Below are 21,895 nucleotides of genomic sequence, written 5' to 3'. Positions count from 1 at the left end.
TGACCATGGGTTTTTGGTTGAGAGAAGCATAAGCAAACTGTAAACTACAAGGCAAGTAAAAAACGTTAAAATCTTTCATAAAAAGCAAAGATTGCGTTTTTATTTCCCATTTTTAACTGTAAGAAGTGATTTACACCCTATGAAGCCAAATGATGTTGTTTCTGAACTGCCGAAGACCCCGACACCGAATACTCATGCCTCTGTCGATGCTGCGCAGCAAGAACAACAGGCAGGCTTAGACTTTGTACGTCAAGTGATTACAGATGACTTAAAAGAAGGCCGTACCCAAAAAGTGGTGACACGTTTCCCACCTGAGCCAAATGGTTATCTACATATTGGTCACGTGAAAGCGATTTGTCTCAACTTTGGTATTGCTGAAGAATTCGAAGGTTTATGTAATTTACGATTCGACGACACAAATCCGGATGCCGAAGAACAAGAGTACGTTGATGGTATTGCCAATGATGTGAAATGGTTAGGTTTTAACTGGAATGGTGAGCCACGTTATGCATCAGGTTATTTCGATCAACTTTATGCATGGGCTGTCCAATTGATTGAACAAGGTGATGCTTATGTTGATTTGCAAACACCAGAAGAAATTAAGTTGAACCGTGGTAATTTCGTTGAGCCGGGTAAAAACTCACCTTATCGTGATGCGACTGTTGCAGAAAATCTTGCGCGTTTTGAACAAATGCGTAATGGTGAAATTCAAGAGGGTGGCGCTGTACTTCGTGCCAAAATTGATATGGCCAGCCCGAATGTACATATGCGTGATCCGATTCTTTATCGCGTCCTGCATTCAGAGCATCACCAAACTGGTGATAAGTGGAAAATGTACCCAATGTATGACTATGCGCATCCATTGTCAGATGCGATTGAAGGCATTACGCATTCTTTATGTACACTGGAATTCCAGGATCATCGTCCATTCTATGACTGGATTGTCGAGAAAGTTCACTCGCAAGCCGTTCCGCGTCAGTACGAGTCTTCGCGTTTAAATGTTGATTATACGATTACTTCTAAACGTAAATTGCGTAAATTGGTTGAAGGCAATTATGTACAAGGCTGGGATGATCCACGTATGCCAACTGTTGTTGGTATGCGCCGTCGTGGTTTTACTGCGGAAGGCCTACGTGATTTCTGTAAGCGTGTTGGTGTTTCTAAAACAGATGGTATTGTCGATGTGGCAATGCTTGAGTTCTGTATTCGTCAATCTTTGGAAAATACCGCAGCACGCGGGATGGCGGTACTTAATCCACTTAAAGTAACGCTAACGAACTTGCCAGAAGAAATGGATCTCACGCATGCGCGTCATCCGAACGTGGATATGGGCGAACGTATCATTCCTTTGACACGTGAACTTTATATTGATCGTAAAGATTTTGAAGAAGTACCACCAAAAGGTTTCAAGCGCTTGATTCCTGAGGGTGAAGTGCGTTTACGCCATGCTTATGTGATCAAATGTGATGAAGTGATTAAAGATGCCAATGGTGAAGTGATCGAGCTTAAATGTTCAATCGACCCTGAAACTTTGGGTAAAAATCCCGAAGGCCGTAAGGTAAAAGGCGTGATTCATTGGGTATCAGCTAGTCAAGGTGTACCTGCAGAAGTTCGTATTTATGATCGTTTATTTACCGAAGCGGCACCAGATGCGGATGATGATTTCTTGGCACATCTAAATCCTGAATCCTTAAAAGTAGTACAAGCGGTGATTGAACCTGCTTTAGCACAAGCGAAACCTGAGGATCGTTTCCAGTTTGAACGTGAAGGTTATTTTGTTGCGGATCAATATGATCATCAAGCTGACAAACCCGTGTTTAACCGTATCCTTGATTTAAAGGATAGTTTTAAAGCAGATAAAAAGTAATTAAAAAAAGGGCCTAATACTTTATTAGGCCCTTTCAATTTAGATCTGCGTAGAACTGTAATGATTGAGTTACGTAAAACCTAAAGTAAAGTTCTATGCAGTTGGATTAATATGATAAAAGTAAATTATCATCGCAATTAATAAAAAAATAGCAGCCATGAGATAAGTGTTAACTGTATGAAAACTTTTAATAAACTTTAAAATATCCATTTTCCCGACTCAAAAAATATAACTAAGTACTGTATTAATTAATATACATTTCATTAAATATTGTAACTAACTACACTTTTTTTCAATATTTTAGTCATCAAAATTTAATATTTATTTCTTTTAAGAATAATTATTATTTTTTAAAGGTTTGTTTCTTCAGGTTTTTCTACCGTCTCAATTTATTGAGTCGGTAGAATGAATTACGGGTTTGGCATGCAGATTTTAGCCTCAATCTAGATGAGAAAGAAAATGGCTCATAATTTGGGCAATTTTATTCTCTAACTGTGCCGCATAGGCCTGATTATCTTGTCTTAATTGAGGAATTGATAAACCTGCATGGCGTATTTCACAGGTATGTCCAATCAGCCATTTCTCAAAACTTTGCCCAACCACCTCAAGATGAAATTGTAAGGCGAGAATATTATTGCCAACAGAAAAGGCCTGATTTGGATAAATTGCAGAACTTGCCAATAAAGTTGCATTTGGGGGCAAATCAAAAGTGTCCCCATGCCAGTGCAATACTTCCACATTTTCCAGTGCGGCTAAAGGACTCTGCTCAACAGCCTTAATTTCCAATTGGCTCCAACCGATTTCTTTCTGATGTCCTGCATAGACTTTTGCACCCAATGCATGTGCGATGAGTTGTGCACCTAAGCAAATGCCAATGGTCGGCTTGTTGGCTTTTAAGCGTTGTTTTAAGCCTTCAATTTCATTGACTAGAAAAGGATAGTCCTCGGTTTCATAGACGCCGATGGGGCCGCCAAGAATTACCGTTAGCCCTTCATAGTTTAGTGCAGGACTCAGGTCATCGACACCCGCTTCGAAATAACGGACACGGAAGCCGAACTGATAAAAAACATCTTCTAAAGAGCCGAGATCTTCAAAAGTAAGATGTTGAATGGCACAAACAGTTTTGAGATGAGCGGCGAGGGTCATGACCGAGTACCGATGAATAAAAATTATTTTGTATCTTAAATCATTTTTAAGATCGATGTCTTGATCTTATGTACTTTGGACAGTACTGAAAATAAGGCTGACCAAGTGTTGTATCGTTAAAAAAGCAATTTGCGTTGATGATGTTCCTCAACTACTGGTACCACATGTTCATCCTTTAAATCAACGCCAGACAGCCCCAGCCGTTTGGAGTTATGCATTAAGGCCAGTAAGCGTTGGGTAGCAATCGGAATACTTAATCCTGCGGGACGAATATTGGAAATACAGTTGCGTTGCGAATCCAGGCAGCCACTGAAGGCATCGAATGTGTAATAGAGGCCCATGCTGTCAGGCGAACTGAGACCAGGACGCTCACCAATCAGCATAATCAACATACGTGCCTGAAAAATTTCAGCAATTTCATCACCCAACGCAACACGACTGCCTGTAGCAATCACAATAGGCGCTAAAGACCACTGTTGTTCTGCAAAAGGTTGGATCAGTGCCTGTATGAAAGGCAGCGCATTTTCTTCAATGGCGCGAGCCGATAAACCATCACCAATCACGATGCAGACATCATAATCCTGCTGATCTTGTTGCATCTGCTGAAGCTGTTGCGTCGAATCGGTTGAAAGTAATCGTCCTAAATCAGGCCGCTTCAAATACAGCTCTTTATGTTCTGCCTGACTTTGTACATGGATAGGATTAAGCCCCAATTGTTGTAATTGCTCAGTGAGTAATTCAACATTTAAGCACTGGAAAACCGCATCTTTAGCCTGAGCATGGCTGAGTTGAAAATCCAGTAAAGCGCGGGTTGGGATGCTGCAACCTGTGCGCCCAATGGCAATCCGCGCATCAGTAAACTGTTTCAGGGTTTCCCATTGGTCGTGATGTGTTTGGGCTGGAAATTGAATGTCTTTTGAAAGTTTCATCAAACTCTCCTCAATGCATCAATAATCTAGAGAATTGAGCAGGCATCTGTTTTGCCCAATGAATATGCTGTTGTTGCTGTTTTAAAATACCTTGCTGTTCTAACCAAGATGCAAACTCAGGCGCAGGCTGTAGTCCGAGTAATTGTCTGAGATAAAGTGCATCATGAAAGGAAGTGGTTTGATAATTCAGCATCACATCATCTGAACCCGGAATGCCCATAATAAAATTAATGCCTGCTGTACCAAATAGGGTCAGCAGCACATCCATATCGTTTTGGTCGGCATCGGCATGATTGGTATAGCAAATATCACAGCCCATTGGCAGACCGAGCAGTTTGCCACAGAAATGATCTTCCAGACCTGCCCGGATAATTTGTTTGCCATCATAGAGATATTCAGGGCCAATGAAACCGACCACGGTATTGACCAATAAGGGATTGTATTTGCGTGCCACTGCATAGGCGCGCGCTTCAATGGTCTGCTGATCAACGCCATGATGCGCATTGCTGGATAGGGCGCTGCCTTGACCTGTTTCAAAGTACATCACATTGTTGCCAAGCGTACCTCGGTTTAAAGCCAGCGTCGCTTCATAGCCTTCTTGCAGCATGGCAAGCGAAATACCGAAACCTTCATTGGCTTTCTGTGTGCCTGCGATGGATTGAAACATCAGGTCAATTGGAACATTTTTTTCTGCCAGTTGAATGCCTGAACTGATATGGGTCAGAACGCAAGACTGGGTCGGGATTTGATATTCCTGAATGACATGATCGATCAGTTTTAACAGTTCAGATAAATTATGCAGATTGTCAGTTGCAGGATTAATTCCGATCACGGCATCTCCATTGCCATACATTAAACCATCCAAAATACTGGCGGAAATACCCAGTACATCATCGGTCGGATGATTGGGTTGTAAACGCGTGGATAAATGTCCTTTTAAACCGATGGTATTGCGAAATTGGGTAATGACCTCACATTTGCTTGCGACATAAATCAGATCTTGATTGCGCATGATTTTACTCACAGCGGCAACCATTTCAGGGGTTAATCCTGCTGCAAGCTGTTGCAGTTTTTCGGTGGTAGCATCCTCGCTGAGCAACCAATTACGGAAATCGCCAACCGTAAAATGCGCAATCGGCGCAAACAGATCAGCGCGATGTTCATCAATAATCAGACGGGTAATTTCATCGCTTTCGTAATCGACCACGGTTTCATTTAAAAAGTTTTTTAAAGGCACATCTGCCAGGGTGATTTGTGCTGCAACTCGTTCAGTTGCATCCTGTGCCGCAACACCTGCCAGTTGATCGCCAGAACGTAAAGGGGTGGCTTTTGCCATCAAGGTTTTAAGATCAGCAAATTGATAGTGTTGTTGGGCCACGATTTGACGGTAACGCATGCGCTTCTCCTTAATCTTCCTGATTATTGCTTTTCATCTGCGGTGATCTGTGCAAATTCTTCTTCTGGCGTTCCTTGGATGAGTTGATGACGGCTATAAAATATAAAATAAGCAATAAAGACTATATAAATGCCTGCTGCAATACACCACACTTTAGGATTGACTAGAAACCCTGCGACAACTGCAATCGCTGCCAGAATCAAGGCAATACTTGAAGTGAAAATACCGCCAGGTGTTTTATAGGGACGGTGCATTAAAGGTCGAGATACGCGCAGTTTAATATGCGAGAGCATCATCAATACATAAGAAATGGTTGCACCGAAGACTGCAATTAAAATCAGTAGGTCACCTTCTTTAGTTAAGGACAACAAGAATCCGATTATGCCGGGAATAATGATGGCTAAATAAGGGGCGTGATTTTTATTGGTTAATGACAGCGAGGTAGGTAAATAGCCAGCACGGGAGAGGGCGAAAATTTGACGTGAATACGCATAGATAATTGAAAAGAAACTGGCGATGAGCCCAGCAAGACCGACAAAATTAACAAAGTTGGCCAACCAAGTACCTTGTCCATAGACTTTGACAAGGGCATCGACCAAAGGCGCACTGGAGTGTTGCAAGGTACTGGCACCTGCTGCACCTGCGCCTAAAAATAGAATTAATAGGGCAAAGGCGGTTAAAATCAGCATGGCACCAATCAATCCGCGTGGCAGTGATTTGGCAGGATCTTTGGCTTCTTCTGCGGCTAAGGGTACACCTTCAACAGCCAAGAAAAACCAGATCGCATAGGGAACAGCGGCCCAAATACCTAAATAGCCATAAGGTAAAAAGTGGCTTGCGCCAAATTGTTGCCCCGCAGCAATATCAAACAGATTTTGCGAATTAAAATGCGGCAACATCGCAACAATAAAAACAGCCAGTGCGATTGCCGCAACTAAGGTGATGGCAAACATAATTTTAAGCGCTTCACCTGCACCTTTCAGGTGGATGCCCATAAAAATGAGATAACAGGCTAAATAAACCTGCCAGCCACCTATACCGAATAACGATTCACAATAGGCCCCAATGAAGGTCGCGATAGCGGCAGGAGCAATCGCATATTCAATCAGAATTGCGGTACCTGTTAAATAGCCACCGAGTGGGCCAAATGCGATACGGGCAAAACTATAACCGCCACCTGCTGTTGGCAGCATGGTCGCCATTTCGGACATGGCAAGGCATAGGCACAGATACATCACGGCAACGACTGCGGTGGCAACAAACATGCCACCCCAACCGCCTTGTGCAATACCGAAATTCCAGCCAGCAAAATCACCTGAAATAACATAGGCGACACCTAGACCGATCAGCAATAACCAGCCCACGGCACCTTGTTTAAGTTTTCTCTGGGCAAAATAATCTTCGGAAGAGGTTGTCGATGCTGAAAGTACAGAAAGTGGTTCTTGATTGTTCATACAAAGCTCCGTGTATGGTTCTCATCAGCAAGATGCAAAAGCAATGCCGATGTTGCACATCTTGTGCCAAAATTTAATTTTTATTTGCTTTGGTGATTCAGTTTGAGTGAAAAATAGAGGTTTTGTTTATAAACCAACAGCTGCCGATTTAAAACCGGTATAAGTCTTTAAAGATAAGGCTTATACCGGTCAGCAAACCGATTTGAATCGCCTAGAAAAAGCCCATGGCTTTGGTTGAATAACTCACCAACAAGTTTTTGGTTTGTTGATAATGATCGAGCATCATTTTATGGTTTTCACGGCCAACCCCAGACTTTTTATAGCCCCCAAATGCAGCATGAGCTGGGTAGATGTGATAACAATTGGTCCAAACTCGACCCGCCTCAATGGCACGACCAGCCCGATAGGCGGTATGGGTTGAACGTGACCAGACCCCAGCACCTAAGCCATACATGGTGTCATTGGCGATCTGAATGGCTTCATCAAAGTCCTTAAATGTAGTTACCGATAGCACAGGGCCAAAGATCTCTTCCTGAAACACTTGCATCTGGTTGTGGCCCTTAAAGATGGTCGGTTCGATGTAATAACCATTGCCGACTTCTTGGCGACCATGGCCACCCAAAAGTACCTCGGCACCTTCTTGTCGGCCTGTATCGATACAACGCAGGATTTTCTCTTGTTGTTCTAAGGAGGCTTGTGCACCGACCATGGTGTCGGTATCGAGTGGATGTCCAAGTTTGATGCGCTTGACCCGTTCGATGGCTTTTTCCATAAATTGATCGGCGATACTTTCCTGAATCAAGGCACGAGATGGGCAGGTGCAGACTTCACCTTGATTCAGCGCAAACATGGCAAAACCTTCAAGGGTTTTATCAAGAAAATCATCGTCATGATCCATCACATCGGCAAAGAATACATTCGGTGATTTTCCGCCGAGTTCCAATGTCACAGGAATAATGTTTTCAGTGGCATATTGCATGATCAATTGCCCAACTTGGGTTGAACCGGTAAACGCAATTTTGGCAATGCGTGGACTGGTGGCCAGTGGTCGGCCCACTTCGGCGCCGTAACCATTGACGATATTGAGGACACCTGCTGGTAGGAGATCCTGTATCAGTTCCGCCACCAATAAAATACCAACTGGGGTTTGCTCCGCAGGTTTAATCACCACACAGTTCCCCGCAGCCAATGCTGGGGCCAGTTTCCATGCCGCCATCAAGATCGGGAAGTTCCACGGGATGATTTGCCCCACCACACCGAGTGGCTCATGAAAGTGGTAGGCGATGGTATCTTCATCAATTTCGGAGATGCCACCTTCCTGAGCACGAATACAGCCAGCAAAATAACGGAAATGGTCAATGGCTAACGGGATATCTGCCGCCAGTGTTTCGCGGACTGGCTTACCGTTATCCCAGGTTTCAGCAACCGCCAACATTTCCAAATTGGCTTCCATTCGGTCAGCAATTTTAAGCAATAAATTAGAACGCGTGGTTGGAGAGGATTTGTTCCATTCCTGCTTGGCTTTATGGGCAGCATCCAGTGCCAGTTCAATATCTTCGGCACTGGAGCGAGGAATACGAGTAAAACTTTTGCCATCGACAGGGGAAATATTGTCAAAGTAAACTCCTTTGACTGGCGCAACCCATTGCCCACCAATAAAGTTTTCATACTGGTCTTTGAAATGGATTTTTGAACCAGATTGATTGGGATCAACATAGCGCATATACATACTCCTTTATGTGTTTTGATATTTTTAAATAAAGTACCCAGTAGGTTATTAACACTGAACATATCGCGCTAAAGGTTGGAAAAAGGTTGGAATTGCATGTCAAGGATGTAGGGAATTACAAATGCATACAAAAAAGGAATTATTGCAACAGCGCAAGCAGGTTGAACAACTGAGGACGCAAAGCAGCCTCAACCCGCAACATGCTGAAAAAATGGAACAGAGTATCGCCAGTTCATGGGAGCGTTCTACACTCGCTGATATTCCTAAAGAACGTTTAGCTGCGCCTTTGCTCAATCAAGTTTCGACTCAAACAGGTTCTTTGGCTTTGGCATTACAGGTTTGCCAACAAGACCTCAAGCATGTAGCAGAACAGTCTTCAATGGTGCTTGCGGTCGGCGATGTCGGCAGTACTATTATTTGGACAGCATCCTGTACCCAAATGCGCAATGCGGCTGAACAGGTTCACTTTGTTGCAGGTGGGCAATGGCAGGAAGAACTGGTTGGCACCAATGCCTTGGCGCTTTCACTCAAGACCCGTAAATCCAGTTGTGTATTTTCCAATGAACACTATATGGCGTCGGTACATGATTGGGTTTGTTACGCTGCGCCGATTATTGACCCTTATTCCAAGCAGCTTTTAGGTGTGGTGGATTTATCCACCACATGGGAACACCACAATAGTTTAGGGTTATTGGCCGTCGAGCGTTGTGCCGCAATTTTGCAAATGGCAGTACAGCAATTACAGCAGCAACAATTGTATTTACGTACCTTTAATACGGCACAGGTCTTGCTGAACGGGCAGAATTTGACTTTAACCCCAAGACAAATTGAAATTCTGGTGATTTTAGCCTTGTGCCCGCAGGGATTGAATTTAGAGAATTTACATCAGGCGTTGTATGGGGAACGCAAAGTCAGTCTTGGGACATTAAAAGCAGAGATGTCGCATTTGAGAGACCGTTTAGGCGATGCGCTCGGCTCACGACCTTATCGTCTCAACGTTGCCGTCGAGGCAGATTTCTTGCAACTTGAGCAAGCCTTGGATGCCGGTTATATCAGTACCGCACTGCAAGGCTATACCGGTATTTTCTTAGCGAAAACCGAAAGTCCATTTTTATGTGCATGGCGAGATGGCTTGGAATCCCGTTTGAGTCATGCCATTTTTCAGACACAGGGCAGTGACGCTTTATTAAAGCATTTGGCCTATTCGCCTGAAGCAATTGATGCCGCTGAACGTTTACTGGAGTTACTGCCAGCTTCGCATCCTGCTAAAAATATGCTCAGTAAGTACCAAGACCACTGAGCATTCAGATATTTAAAAGGGGCGTCAGTATTACTGGATTTTTTCTGCTAACCAAGCAAACAGATCTTTATAAACCTGTGCACGCACAGGCGGTGCAGATAAAACCAAATCATGCAGACCATTTTGAATGGACAGCGTTTGTACATCACCTTTCATTTTCTTGGCATTCTGAGTCATGTCTTTGACATCGAGAATCACATCGCTTTGTTGAGCGTCGATTCCCCATTTTCTTGGATTGTTAGATTGATGTGAATGCATGATCAAAGTCGGTACATTTAAAGTCACGCCTTGATGAATTTCCTTTTGCGCTTCGTGAATCGCCGTGACAAAAGACAAGTGCACAAAAGGCATGCTTTTCGGTTTCCAATCGAGGTTGAAATCCCACTCACCATAAAAATTTTTATGTAAGCTTGGGGTATACCATTGATTTAGACCGCTTGGAAATTTACCATTCGGTAGGCGTTTACCTACTTTACTCAAGAGTGGAATGCCCACTTTTTTCTCAAGCACACTTTTATAGAAATCATAGAATGGACTATTGTTCCAGACTGCTTTGATTAAGCGATGATCTGGATAATGTGCCGCATATAAGGTGGCAATTAGACCGCCTGTTGAATGACCAGCTAGTAGTACTTGATTGTGATTCTCTTGCCCGATAATTTCCAGTGCTTTGCTGATTTCGGCATCGTATTCACGTAAATCCAGCACATAGTAGAATTTTTGGTGAGGGAGGCGAGAGCGACCATATTTTCTTAGGTCAAGGGCATAAAAATCGTAGCCATGCTGATTAAATTGTTCAGCCATTTCTTTTTGGAAAAAATAGTCTGCAAAACCATGAATATATAAAACCGCTTTTTTGGTCGCTTCAGCAGCCTTCTTGCGAACCAAAGTAGCAACAACTTTTCCATCATAATCATCAGCGAAATTTAAGGTCAGTTGCTGATAATTTTCACCTAGTATATCTGGTTGATATGTATAGAGATTTGAAGTAGTCATTTTTATAGATCAAGTCTGAATTCATTAACAACCACATTAAATGAAATCATCTGTATGTCAATGCAATTATGCGATAGCTATCGTTCACAAAAAGTGGCGATTCGGTGAGGAAATACGGAGAGATTTCGTATTGCATTTTTATTTTAGGCAAAAAATCGTTAAGCTATGCGCTGTTGTTTTTGACTGAAGAAATTATGAAACAAGAGACTGCACTGAAGTTACTCAAAGCTGGGGAAAATGTTTTTTTAACGGGCTCAGCTGGTGCAGGTAAAACCTATACGCTTAATCAATACATCCATTATTTAAAAGCCCGTAAAGTGCCTGTGGCGATTACTGCATCGACAGGGATTGCAGCAACCCATATGAATGGTATGACCATTCACACTTGGGCAGGGATTGGGATTAAAGATCGTTTGAGCGATGATGACCTCAAGCGAATGAAAGAACGTAAATATTTAAAAGAGCATTTAGAAAATGCCCAAGTGCTGATTATTGATGAAATTTCCATGTTGCATGCCAAGCAACTGAATCTGGTCAATCAAGTCCTGAAGTACTTTAAAGAAAGTGATGAGGCCTTTGGCGGGATTCAGGTCATTGTGGCCGGTGACTTCTTTCAGTTACCGCCCGTTGGTAAAAAGGATGAAAGCAATCGCGATAAATTCTGCTTTATGTCGGAGGCTTGGGTCGAAGCCAAATTCCGTGTCTGTTATTTAACGGAACAGCATCGTCAGGATGATGAAATCCTCAATCAGATTTTAAATGCGATTCGTGCCCAGAATATTCAAAGCAATCACATCACCGCCTTACAACAATCGCGCCAGCATGATATTGGCGAGACCTTTACCCGTTTATATACGCACAATATGGATGTCGATAATATTAATTATCAGCACCTCAATGAAATCGACAATGAGAGCCATCAATTCAATGCGGTTGTCGATGGCAATGAAAAGTTGATGGAAACCCTAAAATCATCGGTACGTGCGCCTGAAGAACTGACCTTGAAGAAAAATGCCAAGGTGATGTTTGTCAAAAACAACTTTGATATGGGCTATATCAACGGCAGTTTGGGCGAAGTGATCGGCTTTGAAGAAGATGACAAGCAGGGCATTCTGCCAAAAGTAAAATTGACTGATGGTACAACCTTCTTGGTTGAACCAGAAACATGGTCGATTGAAAATGAAGCGGGTAAGGCGATTGCCAGTTTCCAACAGATTCCGTTGCGTTTGGCATGGGCAATCACCATTCATAAAAGCCAAGGGATGACTTTGGAAGCTGCAGAAATCAATCTCACCCATACCTTTGAAAAAGGTCAGGGCTATGTGGCTTTATCACGTTTAAAATCACTGACAGGGCTGAAGCTACTCGGCTTTAATGAACAGGCGCTTGAACTGGATAGCTTAGCCATTAAAGCGGATCGCCGTTTTCAGGAGTTATCGAGTGAAGCAGAAGCCAACTTTGAAAATATTGATTTAACCACACAGCATAATGCTTTTATTCGTCATTGTGGTGGCACATTGAATGCCACTGAAATTGCCCGTAATGAAAAGAAAATTGCCAAGGGTGCGAAACAGAACTATGCCGCTGCAACCTTGGATGAAACCCGTACTTTATTTGAAGAGGGGTATGAAATTGAAGATATTGCACATGAGCGTGGTTTAACGCCTGCAACGATCATCAATCATCTGGCGCGTTTGCATAAAGAGCAGGGCTTGGATATTTCAGTCGCCAGCCCAGGCGAAGAAGTGATTGAAGAAGTGCGTAAGATTTATAAACGTTTGCATAAACGTAAAAACCCTGAACATTTTACCGATGATGGTGCAATTAAATTACGTCCTATTGTTGAAGCCACTAGTCCGCGAATGGCGTATGATCAAGTCCGTTTAGCCTTATTATTTATTGAATAGGAATGATAAAAAATGCCGCATTTGATTGCCCACTATTCAGCCAATTTAACTGAATTAAATCCGCATCAATTATTAAAAGATGCGAATATTGCATTGGTTGAAACGGAATTATTTATCGCAAATGATATTAAATCCCGTGCATTTAAAGATGAGGTGTTTTTAATTGGTTTGAATGAAACAGAAGAGGCCTATATTCATTTAAAGCTGTATATATTGAGTGGACGAACGCAGGCACAGAAGCAAGCCGCGGGTGCAGCATTGTTGCGTCAACTCGAGCAAAAAAGCTATATGCAAGCTGAGGTCAGCTATCCCGTTCAGCTCTGTGTTGAAGTGATTGATATGCCCAAAGAGGATTATTTTAAAGCAACAATTTAGTTTAAAGTAAACGCTGTTTTATCAAATAAGGCCAATTGTCCTTATTTGATAAAATATACTGATTAATATGTATTTTGATTTGATAGTCTTAAAAAAATTATTGCTAATCATTCTAGTCACTTATATTAAAATAAAATCTTTATTCCTAAATTCGTTGCAGAATATAACATTAAAAATATAGACAGATTTGTATGCTGTTTATAGAATAGCGTAAATTTAAGTTGATTTTTTATAAAATAATGTTGAGTAATATATTTCAGGCCTTGGAAAGTTTGGGCCTTACTGCACAGAGACGTGCGATCCATATTCAGTTTTCCAATCAAAATTTAAATACTCAAGTGTTCCTGCAACGCATTGATGGTCAGCATCAACTGAATGCGGGTTTTAAAGCAGAATTAATTTGCTTATCGACCAATGCTACTATTCCGCTAAAACAATTTATTGGTAGCCAAGCCCAATTGATACGGTGACTGATCAAGGTCAGCTGACTCGTGTCACAGGCATTATCACCCAAGCCCTGCAAGGGCAATCGGATGGTAGCCTCACGGTATATAAGCTGACTTTAGAAGACCCAACCGCACTGTGGAAACAACGCCGTAACAGTCGCGTGTTTATGAACAAGAGCGTGCCTGATGTGGTGCAAATTGTCTTCAAGGAGTGGCAGCAAAAGAGTCCCTTATTCGCTTCCAGTTTGACTTTGGATTTAAGCGGACTCAGTCAAGATTACGATATTCGTCCTTTTATTATGCAATATAATCAATCAGATGAAGCGTTTTTAACATCCTTGATGCGTAGCGAAGGGATTAACTGGCTAATTGACGAAGCTCAGCTTAAGGTAAGTAGTATCAATGAAAAAATCCAACCACAAAAGCTACGTTTGATTGATGACAATAGCCAATACCAAGCGCTCGATCGTCGACAGATTCGTTACCACCGCAGCAGTGCCACTGAACAATACGACAGCATGACCAGTCTGGTGGGGCAACGCAGCTTACAACCGAGTAGCGTGCATGTACAGCGTTGGCAAGCCGATGCACTGGAACAGGAAGATGGTGCAGGCAGCGTACAAAGCACGCATAAACACAGTGCTCAATACGACAATGCCAGTTTAGGTCTGGAACAGGCATGGCACTTTTCACCGGCTTGGATGCAAGACCTGAATGGTGAAGATGGTGCAACTGCATCGGGCAATGCACAGATTGAAAAGCTGAATCAGAATCTGGGTCAATATTACGATCTGCAATCCAAGCAATTTATCGCCGATACTACCGTGCGCGATACCCATGTGGGTTACTGGTTTGAATTGGCTGAGCATCCTGAAATCGATCAACACGATGGCAGCGACAAAGAATTTCTGATTACAGGTAAAAACTTCTATAACCAAAACAACTTGCCTAAAGACCTCAATCAGCAGATCAATCAATTATTAGCGCAAAGCAACTGGCAGCCAACCCAACAAAGTAACAATGAAGAACGCCAAGCCAATCAACTGACGCTACAACGCCGTAGCATTAAAATCGTACCCGAATTTAACCCATTACAACACCGTCCAGTCGCTTCACCGCAGCGTGCCAAAGTGGTTGGGCCAAGTGGCGAAGAAATCCATGTGGATGAATGGGGACGGATTAAAGTCCGCTTCCTGTTTACCCGTAATGAAGACCACAGCCATGATGGTGGTGCAGGTGCCAATGACAACGATACCGATTCAGCTTGGGTTGATGTACTCACGCCTTGGGCTGGTGAAGGCTATGGTGCACGCTTGTTACCGAGGATTGGTGAGATTGTTGTCATCGACTTCTTTGATGGCAATATTGACCGTCCATTTGTAGTGGGACGTATCCATGAAGGTCATCGCAGCCCAACCAAGTTTGACCATACAGGCAAACTGCCTGACACCAAGAAACTGGCAGGGATCAAGTCCAAAGAATACCAAGGTGAAGGCTTTAACCAGTTACGCTTTGATGACACCACAGGTCAGATCAGTGCCCAGTTGCAAAGCAGTCATGCGGCCAGTCAACTGAATCTGGGTAAACTGAGTCATCCTAAAGATAAAGCCGAAAGTGAAGACCGAGGCGAAGGTTTTGAGCTACGTACCGACCAATGGGGAGCTGTACGTGCAGGCGAAGGTTTATTGCTTTCCACACATAAACAAGATCAGGCGCAAGGTGAACACCTTGATGCCCAACCTGCTAAACAGCAGCTAGAAGGCAATCAAAGCAATGCCAAGGCACTGAGCGAAGTTGCCAAGAATCAGCAAACCGATGAAATAGAATCGTTGGATCAACTGAAAGAGTTTGCGGAGCAAATTCAAGAAAAAATCGCCCAGTTTAAAAAATCATTGCTATTGCTGAATTCACCAGCAGGGATTGGCCTAAGTAGCAATGAAGATATTCATCTCTCTGCCGATGGACAGATTAACCAGTTTGCAGGCGATAGTATCAATCTAAGTACACAAAAAAACCTGATTACACATGCGCAAAACAGAATCAGTGTGTTTGCAGCACAAAGTGGCATTAAACAAGTCGCAGCGAAAGGTAAGTTTGAAGTGCATGCTCAAGGGGATGGTATGGACTTGCTTGCTAAGCAAGGCATTCAGATTATTTCGACTGAAGATCGGATCGAGATTACCAGTCCTAAAGAAATTTTAATTACGACTAAAGACGCTCAAATTAAAATTAATGGTTCAGGTATTTTTCCTGTGACCAGTGGCAAGTTTGAGGTGAAGGCAGGGCAGCATTTGTTTATGGGTGGTGAAAATGTTCATGCAACCATTCCGTTAATGCCTAAATTGGGGCTGCACAAAATACAGTTTGAATTGAGGGATACTGAAACCCAAGAACTGCTACCTTTCACTTCTTACATGTTAATGAATGATCAAGGACATGTGAGCTATGGAAAAACAGATGCGAATAGTTTGACTCAGGCATTTGTCACGGACAAGCAAGAGAATTACTATCTCCATGCAATTAATGACAAAATAAAGAAATTGGATAATTAAGATGGCGAAGTATCCTCAACCTAAGATTACACAAGCCGTATTAACGAATGTTCCAAAATATATCGCTTTGCCACGTTTGACCTATGTGATTACAGCAAAAACATCTGAAGCTAAGTCTACCTATGTATCTAAACTGACATCTTTTAATAAGTTTATGAAAACTCATAAAATTGAGGTTAACTATGATACAGCAGTTGTTCAAGTAGATATTTTCTTAGATGGTAAATGGTATCAAGGGGCAATACTCCCACATTTAGCACAAGCTGAAAGCGGAAAGTTTACAGAGATCAAGTTTAAGTACCATCAAGCACAAAGTTCCCCTATTGAAGAAAATAAAATCCAAAAAGTTTATATAAAAGAAGGTGTCGAAGTTGGTTGGCTGCTGATTCGGGAGGACGAGACCGTTGATGCATTGTTAAAACGCATCTATGTATACCCGCCTACGACAAAAGAGTTTTCGATTTTTAAAAATAACAATGCCCATTTGTCAGAGTTATCAAGCAATGGACCAATGACTGTGCTTAAGCCTTGTCAAGTGGTCATTTTGTCGAATAAATATGCTGAGGATCCAAAGTTAAATGAATATAAGAGTTTGGCGAGCAGTGTTGAAGAGAAATTAAATTTATTAAGAAAATCATCAAATTTTGATGCGGCATTTTTTGCAGAAAATTATGAACTTTTATACGACTATTGGTCACATGCTACTGAAGTGGCATTAGCCAATGTAAGTGACCGAAAGAAAGTCGCCACAGTAGACGAGTTTAAAAAGGAATACTGTCAAGGTGATAGTAATCTACTTGATCAAGTTGCAGAAAAAACGGGACAAATTGTAGATAGTGCCGAACAAAAAAGTGAACGAGATAAAAAACTTAAAAAAAATGAACTTCAAGTGATGAAAGAAAAATCACTGGAAAAAGTGATAAAGAGCAATGATGCGATTATGGCTGTTTATCAAAGTGAACAGCTAATGAAATCTAAATATGCGAATCCTAAGCATTATTCAGATTTTAAGAAAAAATATGCCTCACTTTATAGTCAATTGGGTACTGCGCTAAAAGATATGCATGTTATAGAGCCTCAAACTCAAATCCCGTTAATGAAAAAATATATGAAGACAGATTCTCTTATACGTTCAGAAGCTGTCAGAGGTGGTTTGAAGCATTACGATAAAATGATCGTTGATTTAGGGAAAATTAGCATCGGTTTAAGAATGGGTAAGCAATTGGTGGTTGGTTTAGGTGCTGCAATTTTCTTTAAAAATACAATGGATGCCTATAACACGGGTGATATGGAACTCACAAAGAAAGTAGCCTTGATTGAAGGTAGTAAGATTGCTGGTGGCATTATGGGAGGAGCTGCTGGTAACTTTGGAGGAAAAGTGGCCGCAAGGGGATTAATTTATATTATTGGTACTGTGGCTGGGGCAGTTGGATATACAATATCCCTACCTGTTTCCTTGACTATTACAGCTGTTGTTATTGGTGCAGGTGTAATTGGTGGTGGTAAATATGGTGCAGATTTTGCTGAGGATGAACTCAAGAAAAGGACGGGGGTATGCTAATGGAAAATCAATTAGTTGATTTTTATGGTAGCGTTTTAATTAGCTTGCTTGTTATTGGCTTAATTCTACTTTTATATACATATATATATAACCTATTATTTATAAAGAAAAATAGTAAAGAACTTTCTGAAAAAATATATGGTATTGAAGAGTATTTAGATGAGGTAGGAATATCTTTTGAAAAGGTACTACAACTTAATTTTATAATCTCCATGATGTGGTTTTCATATTTTATAACATACAAACATTATGAAAAGATGCCGTATTTTGCAAAACGTGGAGAAAAAGTCCAAGCTTGTATCCAAATCTGTATCAGGATAATGTTATTTATTTATGTGAAAAATTTAAAAACAAATTATTATAATTGAGATCTTGTCTTTGTTTGTTTTTATCTTTGGAATCGCATTTTTTTCTATGAGTCTATTGCTGATTTTCTAATATATTTAGGTTTTTAATATGTTTTAAAATAAGTTAGCTATACATATCTTTACCTGTTTCGTTCACAATTACTGCCGTTGTAGTGGGGACAGGTATTATTGTTGGTGGTAAATATGGTAGTGAGCTATTCGAAGATTGGCAAAAGCAAAAAACAGGAATCTGTGAATGAATGATAAACTATTTAATTATGGATATTGGATTGCTTTTGGTTTAATGGGTTTAGTTCTTTCTTTGATGTTAATTATATATATAATTACATTTTCATAAAGAAAAATAGTAAGGAACTTTTTGAAAGAATCTATGGTATTGAAGATTATTTAGATGAGGTGGGAGTTTCTTTTGAAATGTATTGGTAAACTTCTATTTAATGATGAAAAATATATAGAAAAATTTAGTTTGGAGGGGTTTTTATATTTACTTCTAGTTTTCAAGGATTTTGTTTCATATTTTATCGAAATCAAGATTCTTAAGAAAGAAAAATGTTCTTTTTAGAGAAGGAGAAAATAGTCCTACGTATCTTTATCCAAATTTTAATTTTAATAATGCTATTAAATTAATTGAAAATTTTCCTAAGAGGATGTTTTTTAATTTTTTCTTCTTTTGTATTGTTTTCTCTATATCTTTGCTTTAATTTTTTTAGAGAAGTATTAGGTTTAGGAGATATTGAAATTTAAGTTAGTGAGTTAGATACTACAGAACCCTGTACTAAGTGTGCTATCTTATTTGGTAATGGCCCATAAGTTAGTAAAAACTATCAAATACTTGATTGGATTGAAAGTGGTGATTTTCTATTAAACTTTGGAATTAATGATGAAATTTCGTATCTTATTAATACTTTTTGTTGTTTTTACATTAGCATGTAGCGAGGGTAACCAGAATAATAAACCTGAGACTTTAACTAAAGACTACAAACAAATTTCCGATTTCAAGTCAAAGAATGATTTAGAAAGGGCAGCAAAAGCGAATGATCCAGAAGCATTATTTGTATTGGGGTCTATGTTTACTACAGGTGAAGGTGCTGATTTTAATCAGGAGAAAGCTTTTGAGTTATTTGAAAAATCTGCCAAGTTAGGTTCTTCTAATGCAATGTTACAACTAGGCTTGATCTATCGTAATGGTAATGAGGCTGTAAAAAAAGATGATCAAAAAGCTTTGATGTGGTTTAAAGAAGGGGCTAAAAATGGAAATCCTTCTGCAATTCATAATGTCGGATTGGCCTATTATAAAGGTTTAAGTGTAAAAGAAGATAAAGCTAAAGCATTTAAATATTTTATTCAATCAGCTCAATTAGGTCTATTACAGTCCCAAACTATTGTGGCATCTCAATTATATAATGGTGATGGCATCGTTAAAAATGTTAAGGAGTCTTTTAAATGGTCATTAAAAGCAGCAGAGCAAGGTGATGTAGAATCACAAAATGATGTAGGGCTTTCTTATGAGTTAGGAGAAGGGGTTCAAAAAGATCCAGTTCAAGCGCTCACTTGGTTTAAGCGTGCAGCAGAAAATGGACAGATTGAAGCTCAATATAATACTGCACTTAAATATTATAATGGTGCGGGTGTTGAACAAAATTTAGATGAAGCCGTTAAATATGCAGAAATGGCGGCTAATAATGGAAGTAATTCTGCCATCAAATTAATTTATTCTATTTATGCCAATGAAAGTAGTTTGAAGTATAATCCAGAAAAAGCACAATATTGGAAGTCTAAAATTTAATATCTTAATCTTGTTGAAAAGAAAACCTATTAAAATTAATGGGTTTAAAATTTATCTTTTCCTTAAAGGTATAATTTGAGCGGGAGTGGAGATGAGTTGCTGTTACTTAGGAGGATTTATTGCTGGTATAGTGGTTGGAACTTCAGGAGCTGGTGCTATTGTAATTATTGCTATTGCTGCTTATTACGGCGGAAAACAAAGTAGTGATTTAATACAAGAGAAAGCCTCAAGATATTTAGAGATTTGTAAATGATCAGTTTGGAAAATATACCAACAGCAGATGTTGTTTTTTTAGTTTAATTATTTTTGGAGGACTATATACAGTTTTTTCTATGCCATGGTTGGATACTTTATTAGAAAAATAGAGATGATTTTTCTGAAAAATTGTTTGGAGATAAAGAATATACTTTAAGTATAGATTTTGAAAAAAATTTATAATATCCACTACATTTGGTCGTTTATATATTTTTATTTGCTCGAAGTAGTTTTGATGAGACGTGATTGTATACATGTTTTTAAAAGAAATGTAAATTATATTTTTCCGAATTTAACAAATGAAATTTTTATTTTAGTAATAAGAGAAAATAAATTTTTCTTAAACTTTATTTTGGCTTATTTTATTTTTTGTGTATCTTTTTCACATATCTCTTTTAGTTTATTAAGAAAATAAATTTTATGTCTGTGGGGCGATAGAAAACAGGATGTTCATTAAATGAATTTTTGAATGAGCTAAATTTTGGTGAAAAATATTCTTTTATCATTGGTGTTTAATATTATTTTATTATTATTTTTCTAAAAAAATGATTTTTGATAATAAAGAATGTATTGGTAAACTTCTATTTAATGATGAAAAATATATAGAAAAATTTAGTTTGGAGGAGATTTTTATATTTACTTCTAGTTTTGCAAGGATTTTTGTTTCATATTTTATCGAAATCAAGATTCTTAAGAAAGAAAAAATGTTCTTTTTAGAGAAGGAGAAAATAGTCCTACGTATCTTTATCCAAGTTTAAATTTTATTAATGCTATTAAATTAATTGAAGATTTTCCTAAGTGGTTTTTTTTAATTTCTTCTTCTTTTTGTATTGTTTGCTCTATATCTTTGCTTTAATTTTTTTAGAGAGGTATTAGGTTTAGGGAGATATTGAAATTTGGAATTGTTAGATTGTATCTTATAAATATGTGACTTGACTTTTACTTCAATATTTGAAAATTAATGACTTAAGCATAGTAAAATTATCCGTTACTCTTGATAAATCATCAAATTTTGATGCTGAATTCTTTGCACAAAACTATGAATTTTTTTATAACTCCTTAACAAATGAAGATTTTATCGGCCTTAGCCACACACCTATAGATAATGTAGATGGTACTGGTACAATGTTAGCAACAAGAGCAAAAAATACTGTAGATGGCGCACTATTATTTGTTGAGGCAACTAAAAATAGAACTTTGGGAGCTTATTCTCAATTGGTAAAAAATTATGCCCAAGAACATCAGAAGAAAACACGTTTAGCCAATCCTAAGCACTTTAATAAGTTTGAAGCAGTCAATGCAGCATTGCTGAAAGATTTTGAAAATAGCATTTCCCAAAGGATGTTTAAGTGGGATACGGGAATACAAACAACAAATTTAAGAAAAAATTTGAGAAGTACAGCATTTGTAAAAAGTGCTTACTATCAAGGTGGATTACCAGCCTATTTAAAGAATATGAATGAGGTTGGACGTGTGACTAGTGTTCTTAAACAAGGTGGTAACTTTATGATTGGGGTCGGAATTGCAGAAGCTGGAATTAATATTTACCAAGCAACTGAGACGGGGGAGAATAAAAAAATTAGAAAAGCAGTCTTAGTAGAACCCTTAAAGCTAGGAGGGAGTATTTATGGAGGGGTAAAAGGAGCTTCTCTAGGTGCAGCCGCTGCGGTTATAGTTATTGGGGTTGGAACAGGTGGTGTTGGATTAGTTGTTATCGGTGCTTGTGCTGTTGCTGGTGGAATAGGTGGGGGAATATTAGGAGGGAAGATTGGTGAGATTATAGGAACTGGTGCTGATCGTAGTATAGAATGGATGACCCAATAAAATG

General features: G+C 39.7%; 15 protein-coding genes and 1 pseudogene. 10 read left to right on the top strand and 6 right to left on the bottom strand.

Annotation, left to right across the window (positions count from 1 at the left end; genetic code table 11):
* The first annotated feature begins 139 nt into the window (after positions 1-139).
* Positions 140-1,867 (top strand): glutamine--tRNA ligase/YqeY domain fusion protein, encoded by a 1,728-nt coding sequence (locus tag NQU59_RS15245; RefSeq protein WP_257063994.1) that lies wholly within the window; start codon positions 140-142, stop codon positions 1,865-1,867.
* A gap of 438 nt (positions 1,868-2,305) precedes the next feature.
* On the opposite strand, the gene NQU59_RS15240 is transcribed toward NQU59_RS15245, so the two are convergent.
* From NQU59_RS15240 to exaC, 5 genes are all read right to left on the bottom strand, one after another.
* Positions 2,306-3,013 carry a glutamine amidotransferase gene (locus tag NQU59_RS15240; RefSeq protein WP_257063993.1) on the bottom strand — a complete coding sequence of 236 codons (708 nt, stop codon included), beginning with the start codon at positions 3,011-3,013 and terminating at the stop codon, positions 2,306-2,308.
* 116 nt (positions 3,014-3,129) lie between these two features.
* Positions 3,130-3,942 carry an ethanolamine ammonia-lyase subunit EutC gene (gene eutC, locus NQU59_RS15235; protein WP_043970398.1) on the bottom strand — a complete coding sequence of 271 codons (813 nt, stop codon included), beginning with the start codon at positions 3,940-3,942 and terminating at the stop codon, positions 3,130-3,132.
* 10 nt (positions 3,943-3,952) lie between these two features.
* A complete protein-coding gene (locus NQU59_RS15230; protein ID WP_005242286.1) occupies positions 3,953-5,338 on the bottom strand; it encodes an ethanolamine ammonia-lyase subunit EutB in 1,386 nt (461 codons plus the stop codon).
* Between the two features lie 23 nt (positions 5,339-5,361).
* Positions 5,362-6,792, bottom strand: coding sequence for an ethanolamine permease (eat, locus tag NQU59_RS15225; protein WP_257063992.1), 1,431 nt, complete (start codon positions 6,790-6,792; stop codon positions 5,362-5,364).
* A gap of 211 nt (positions 6,793-7,003) precedes the next feature.
* Complete coding sequence (exaC, locus tag NQU59_RS15220; RefSeq protein ID WP_043970388.1) at positions 7,004-8,515, bottom strand: acetaldehyde dehydrogenase ExaC; 1,512 nt, start codon at positions 8,513-8,515, stop codon at positions 7,004-7,006.
* A gap of 127 nt (positions 8,516-8,642) precedes the next feature.
* Here exaC and NQU59_RS15215 point away from each other — a divergent pair, with 127 nt between their 5' ends.
* Entirely contained in the window at positions 8,643-9,821 is a 1,179-nt protein-coding gene (locus tag NQU59_RS15215) for a transcriptional regulator (protein WP_257063991.1), read from the top strand.
* A 30-nt stretch (positions 9,822-9,851) separates the two neighbouring features.
* Here NQU59_RS15215 and NQU59_RS15210 read toward each other — a convergent pair whose 3' ends face one another.
* Positions 9,852-10,817 (bottom strand): alpha/beta hydrolase, encoded by a 966-nt coding sequence (locus tag NQU59_RS15210; RefSeq protein WP_257063990.1) that lies wholly within the window; start codon positions 10,815-10,817, stop codon positions 9,852-9,854.
* Between the two features lie 194 nt (positions 10,818-11,011).
* Here NQU59_RS15210 and NQU59_RS15205 point away from each other — a divergent pair, with 194 nt between their 5' ends.
* From NQU59_RS15205 to NQU59_RS15170, 8 genes and pseudogenes are all read left to right on the top strand, one after another.
* Positions 11,012-12,724, top strand: coding sequence for an AAA family ATPase (locus NQU59_RS15205; RefSeq protein WP_257063989.1), 1,713 nt, complete (start codon positions 11,012-11,014; stop codon positions 12,722-12,724).
* 12 nt (positions 12,725-12,736) lie between these two features.
* Entirely contained in the window at positions 12,737-13,099 is a 363-nt protein-coding gene (locus tag NQU59_RS15200; RefSeq protein WP_257063988.1) for a 5-carboxymethyl-2-hydroxymuconate Delta-isomerase, read from the top strand.
* Between the two features lie 239 nt (positions 13,100-13,338).
* Positions 13,339-16,097 (top strand): annotated as a pseudogene (locus tag NQU59_RS15195) (type VI secretion system Vgr family protein).
* A gap of 1 nt (position 16,098) precedes the next feature.
* Complete coding sequence (locus NQU59_RS15190) at positions 16,099-17,658, top strand: hypothetical protein (protein WP_257063987.1); 1,560 nt, start codon at positions 16,099-16,101, stop codon at positions 17,656-17,658.
* On the top strand, positions 17,658-18,026 hold the full coding sequence (locus NQU59_RS15185; RefSeq protein WP_257063986.1) for a hypothetical protein: 369 nt from the start codon (positions 17,658-17,660) through the stop codon (positions 18,024-18,026). Before NQU59_RS15190 ends, NQU59_RS15185 begins: the two co-directional genes overlap by 1 nt.
* A gap of 880 nt (positions 18,027-18,906) precedes the next feature.
* The gene (locus NQU59_RS15180) at positions 18,907-19,812 is read left to right on the top strand and encodes a tetratricopeptide repeat protein (protein WP_043973717.1); all 906 of its coding nucleotides are present in this window, start codon (positions 18,907-18,909) and stop codon (positions 19,810-19,812) included.
* Between the two features lie 91 nt (positions 19,813-19,903).
* On the top strand, positions 19,904-20,065 hold the full coding sequence (locus NQU59_RS15175) for a hypothetical protein (RefSeq protein WP_155522869.1): 162 nt from the start codon (positions 19,904-19,906) through the stop codon (positions 20,063-20,065).
* A 953-nt stretch (positions 20,066-21,018) separates the two neighbouring features.
* Positions 21,019-21,891, top strand: a complete 873-nt coding sequence (locus tag NQU59_RS15170) for a hypothetical protein (RefSeq protein ID WP_257063985.1) — start codon at positions 21,019-21,021, stop codon at positions 21,889-21,891.
* The last annotated feature ends 4 nt before the right edge of the window (positions 21,892-21,895 follow it).

The sequence above is a fragment of the Acinetobacter colistiniresistens genome, from assembly GCF_024582815.1.
Classification (GTDB): Bacteria; Pseudomonadota; Gammaproteobacteria; order Pseudomonadales; family Moraxellaceae; genus Acinetobacter.
This window is presented reverse-complemented; position numbering and strand designations above follow the sequence as displayed.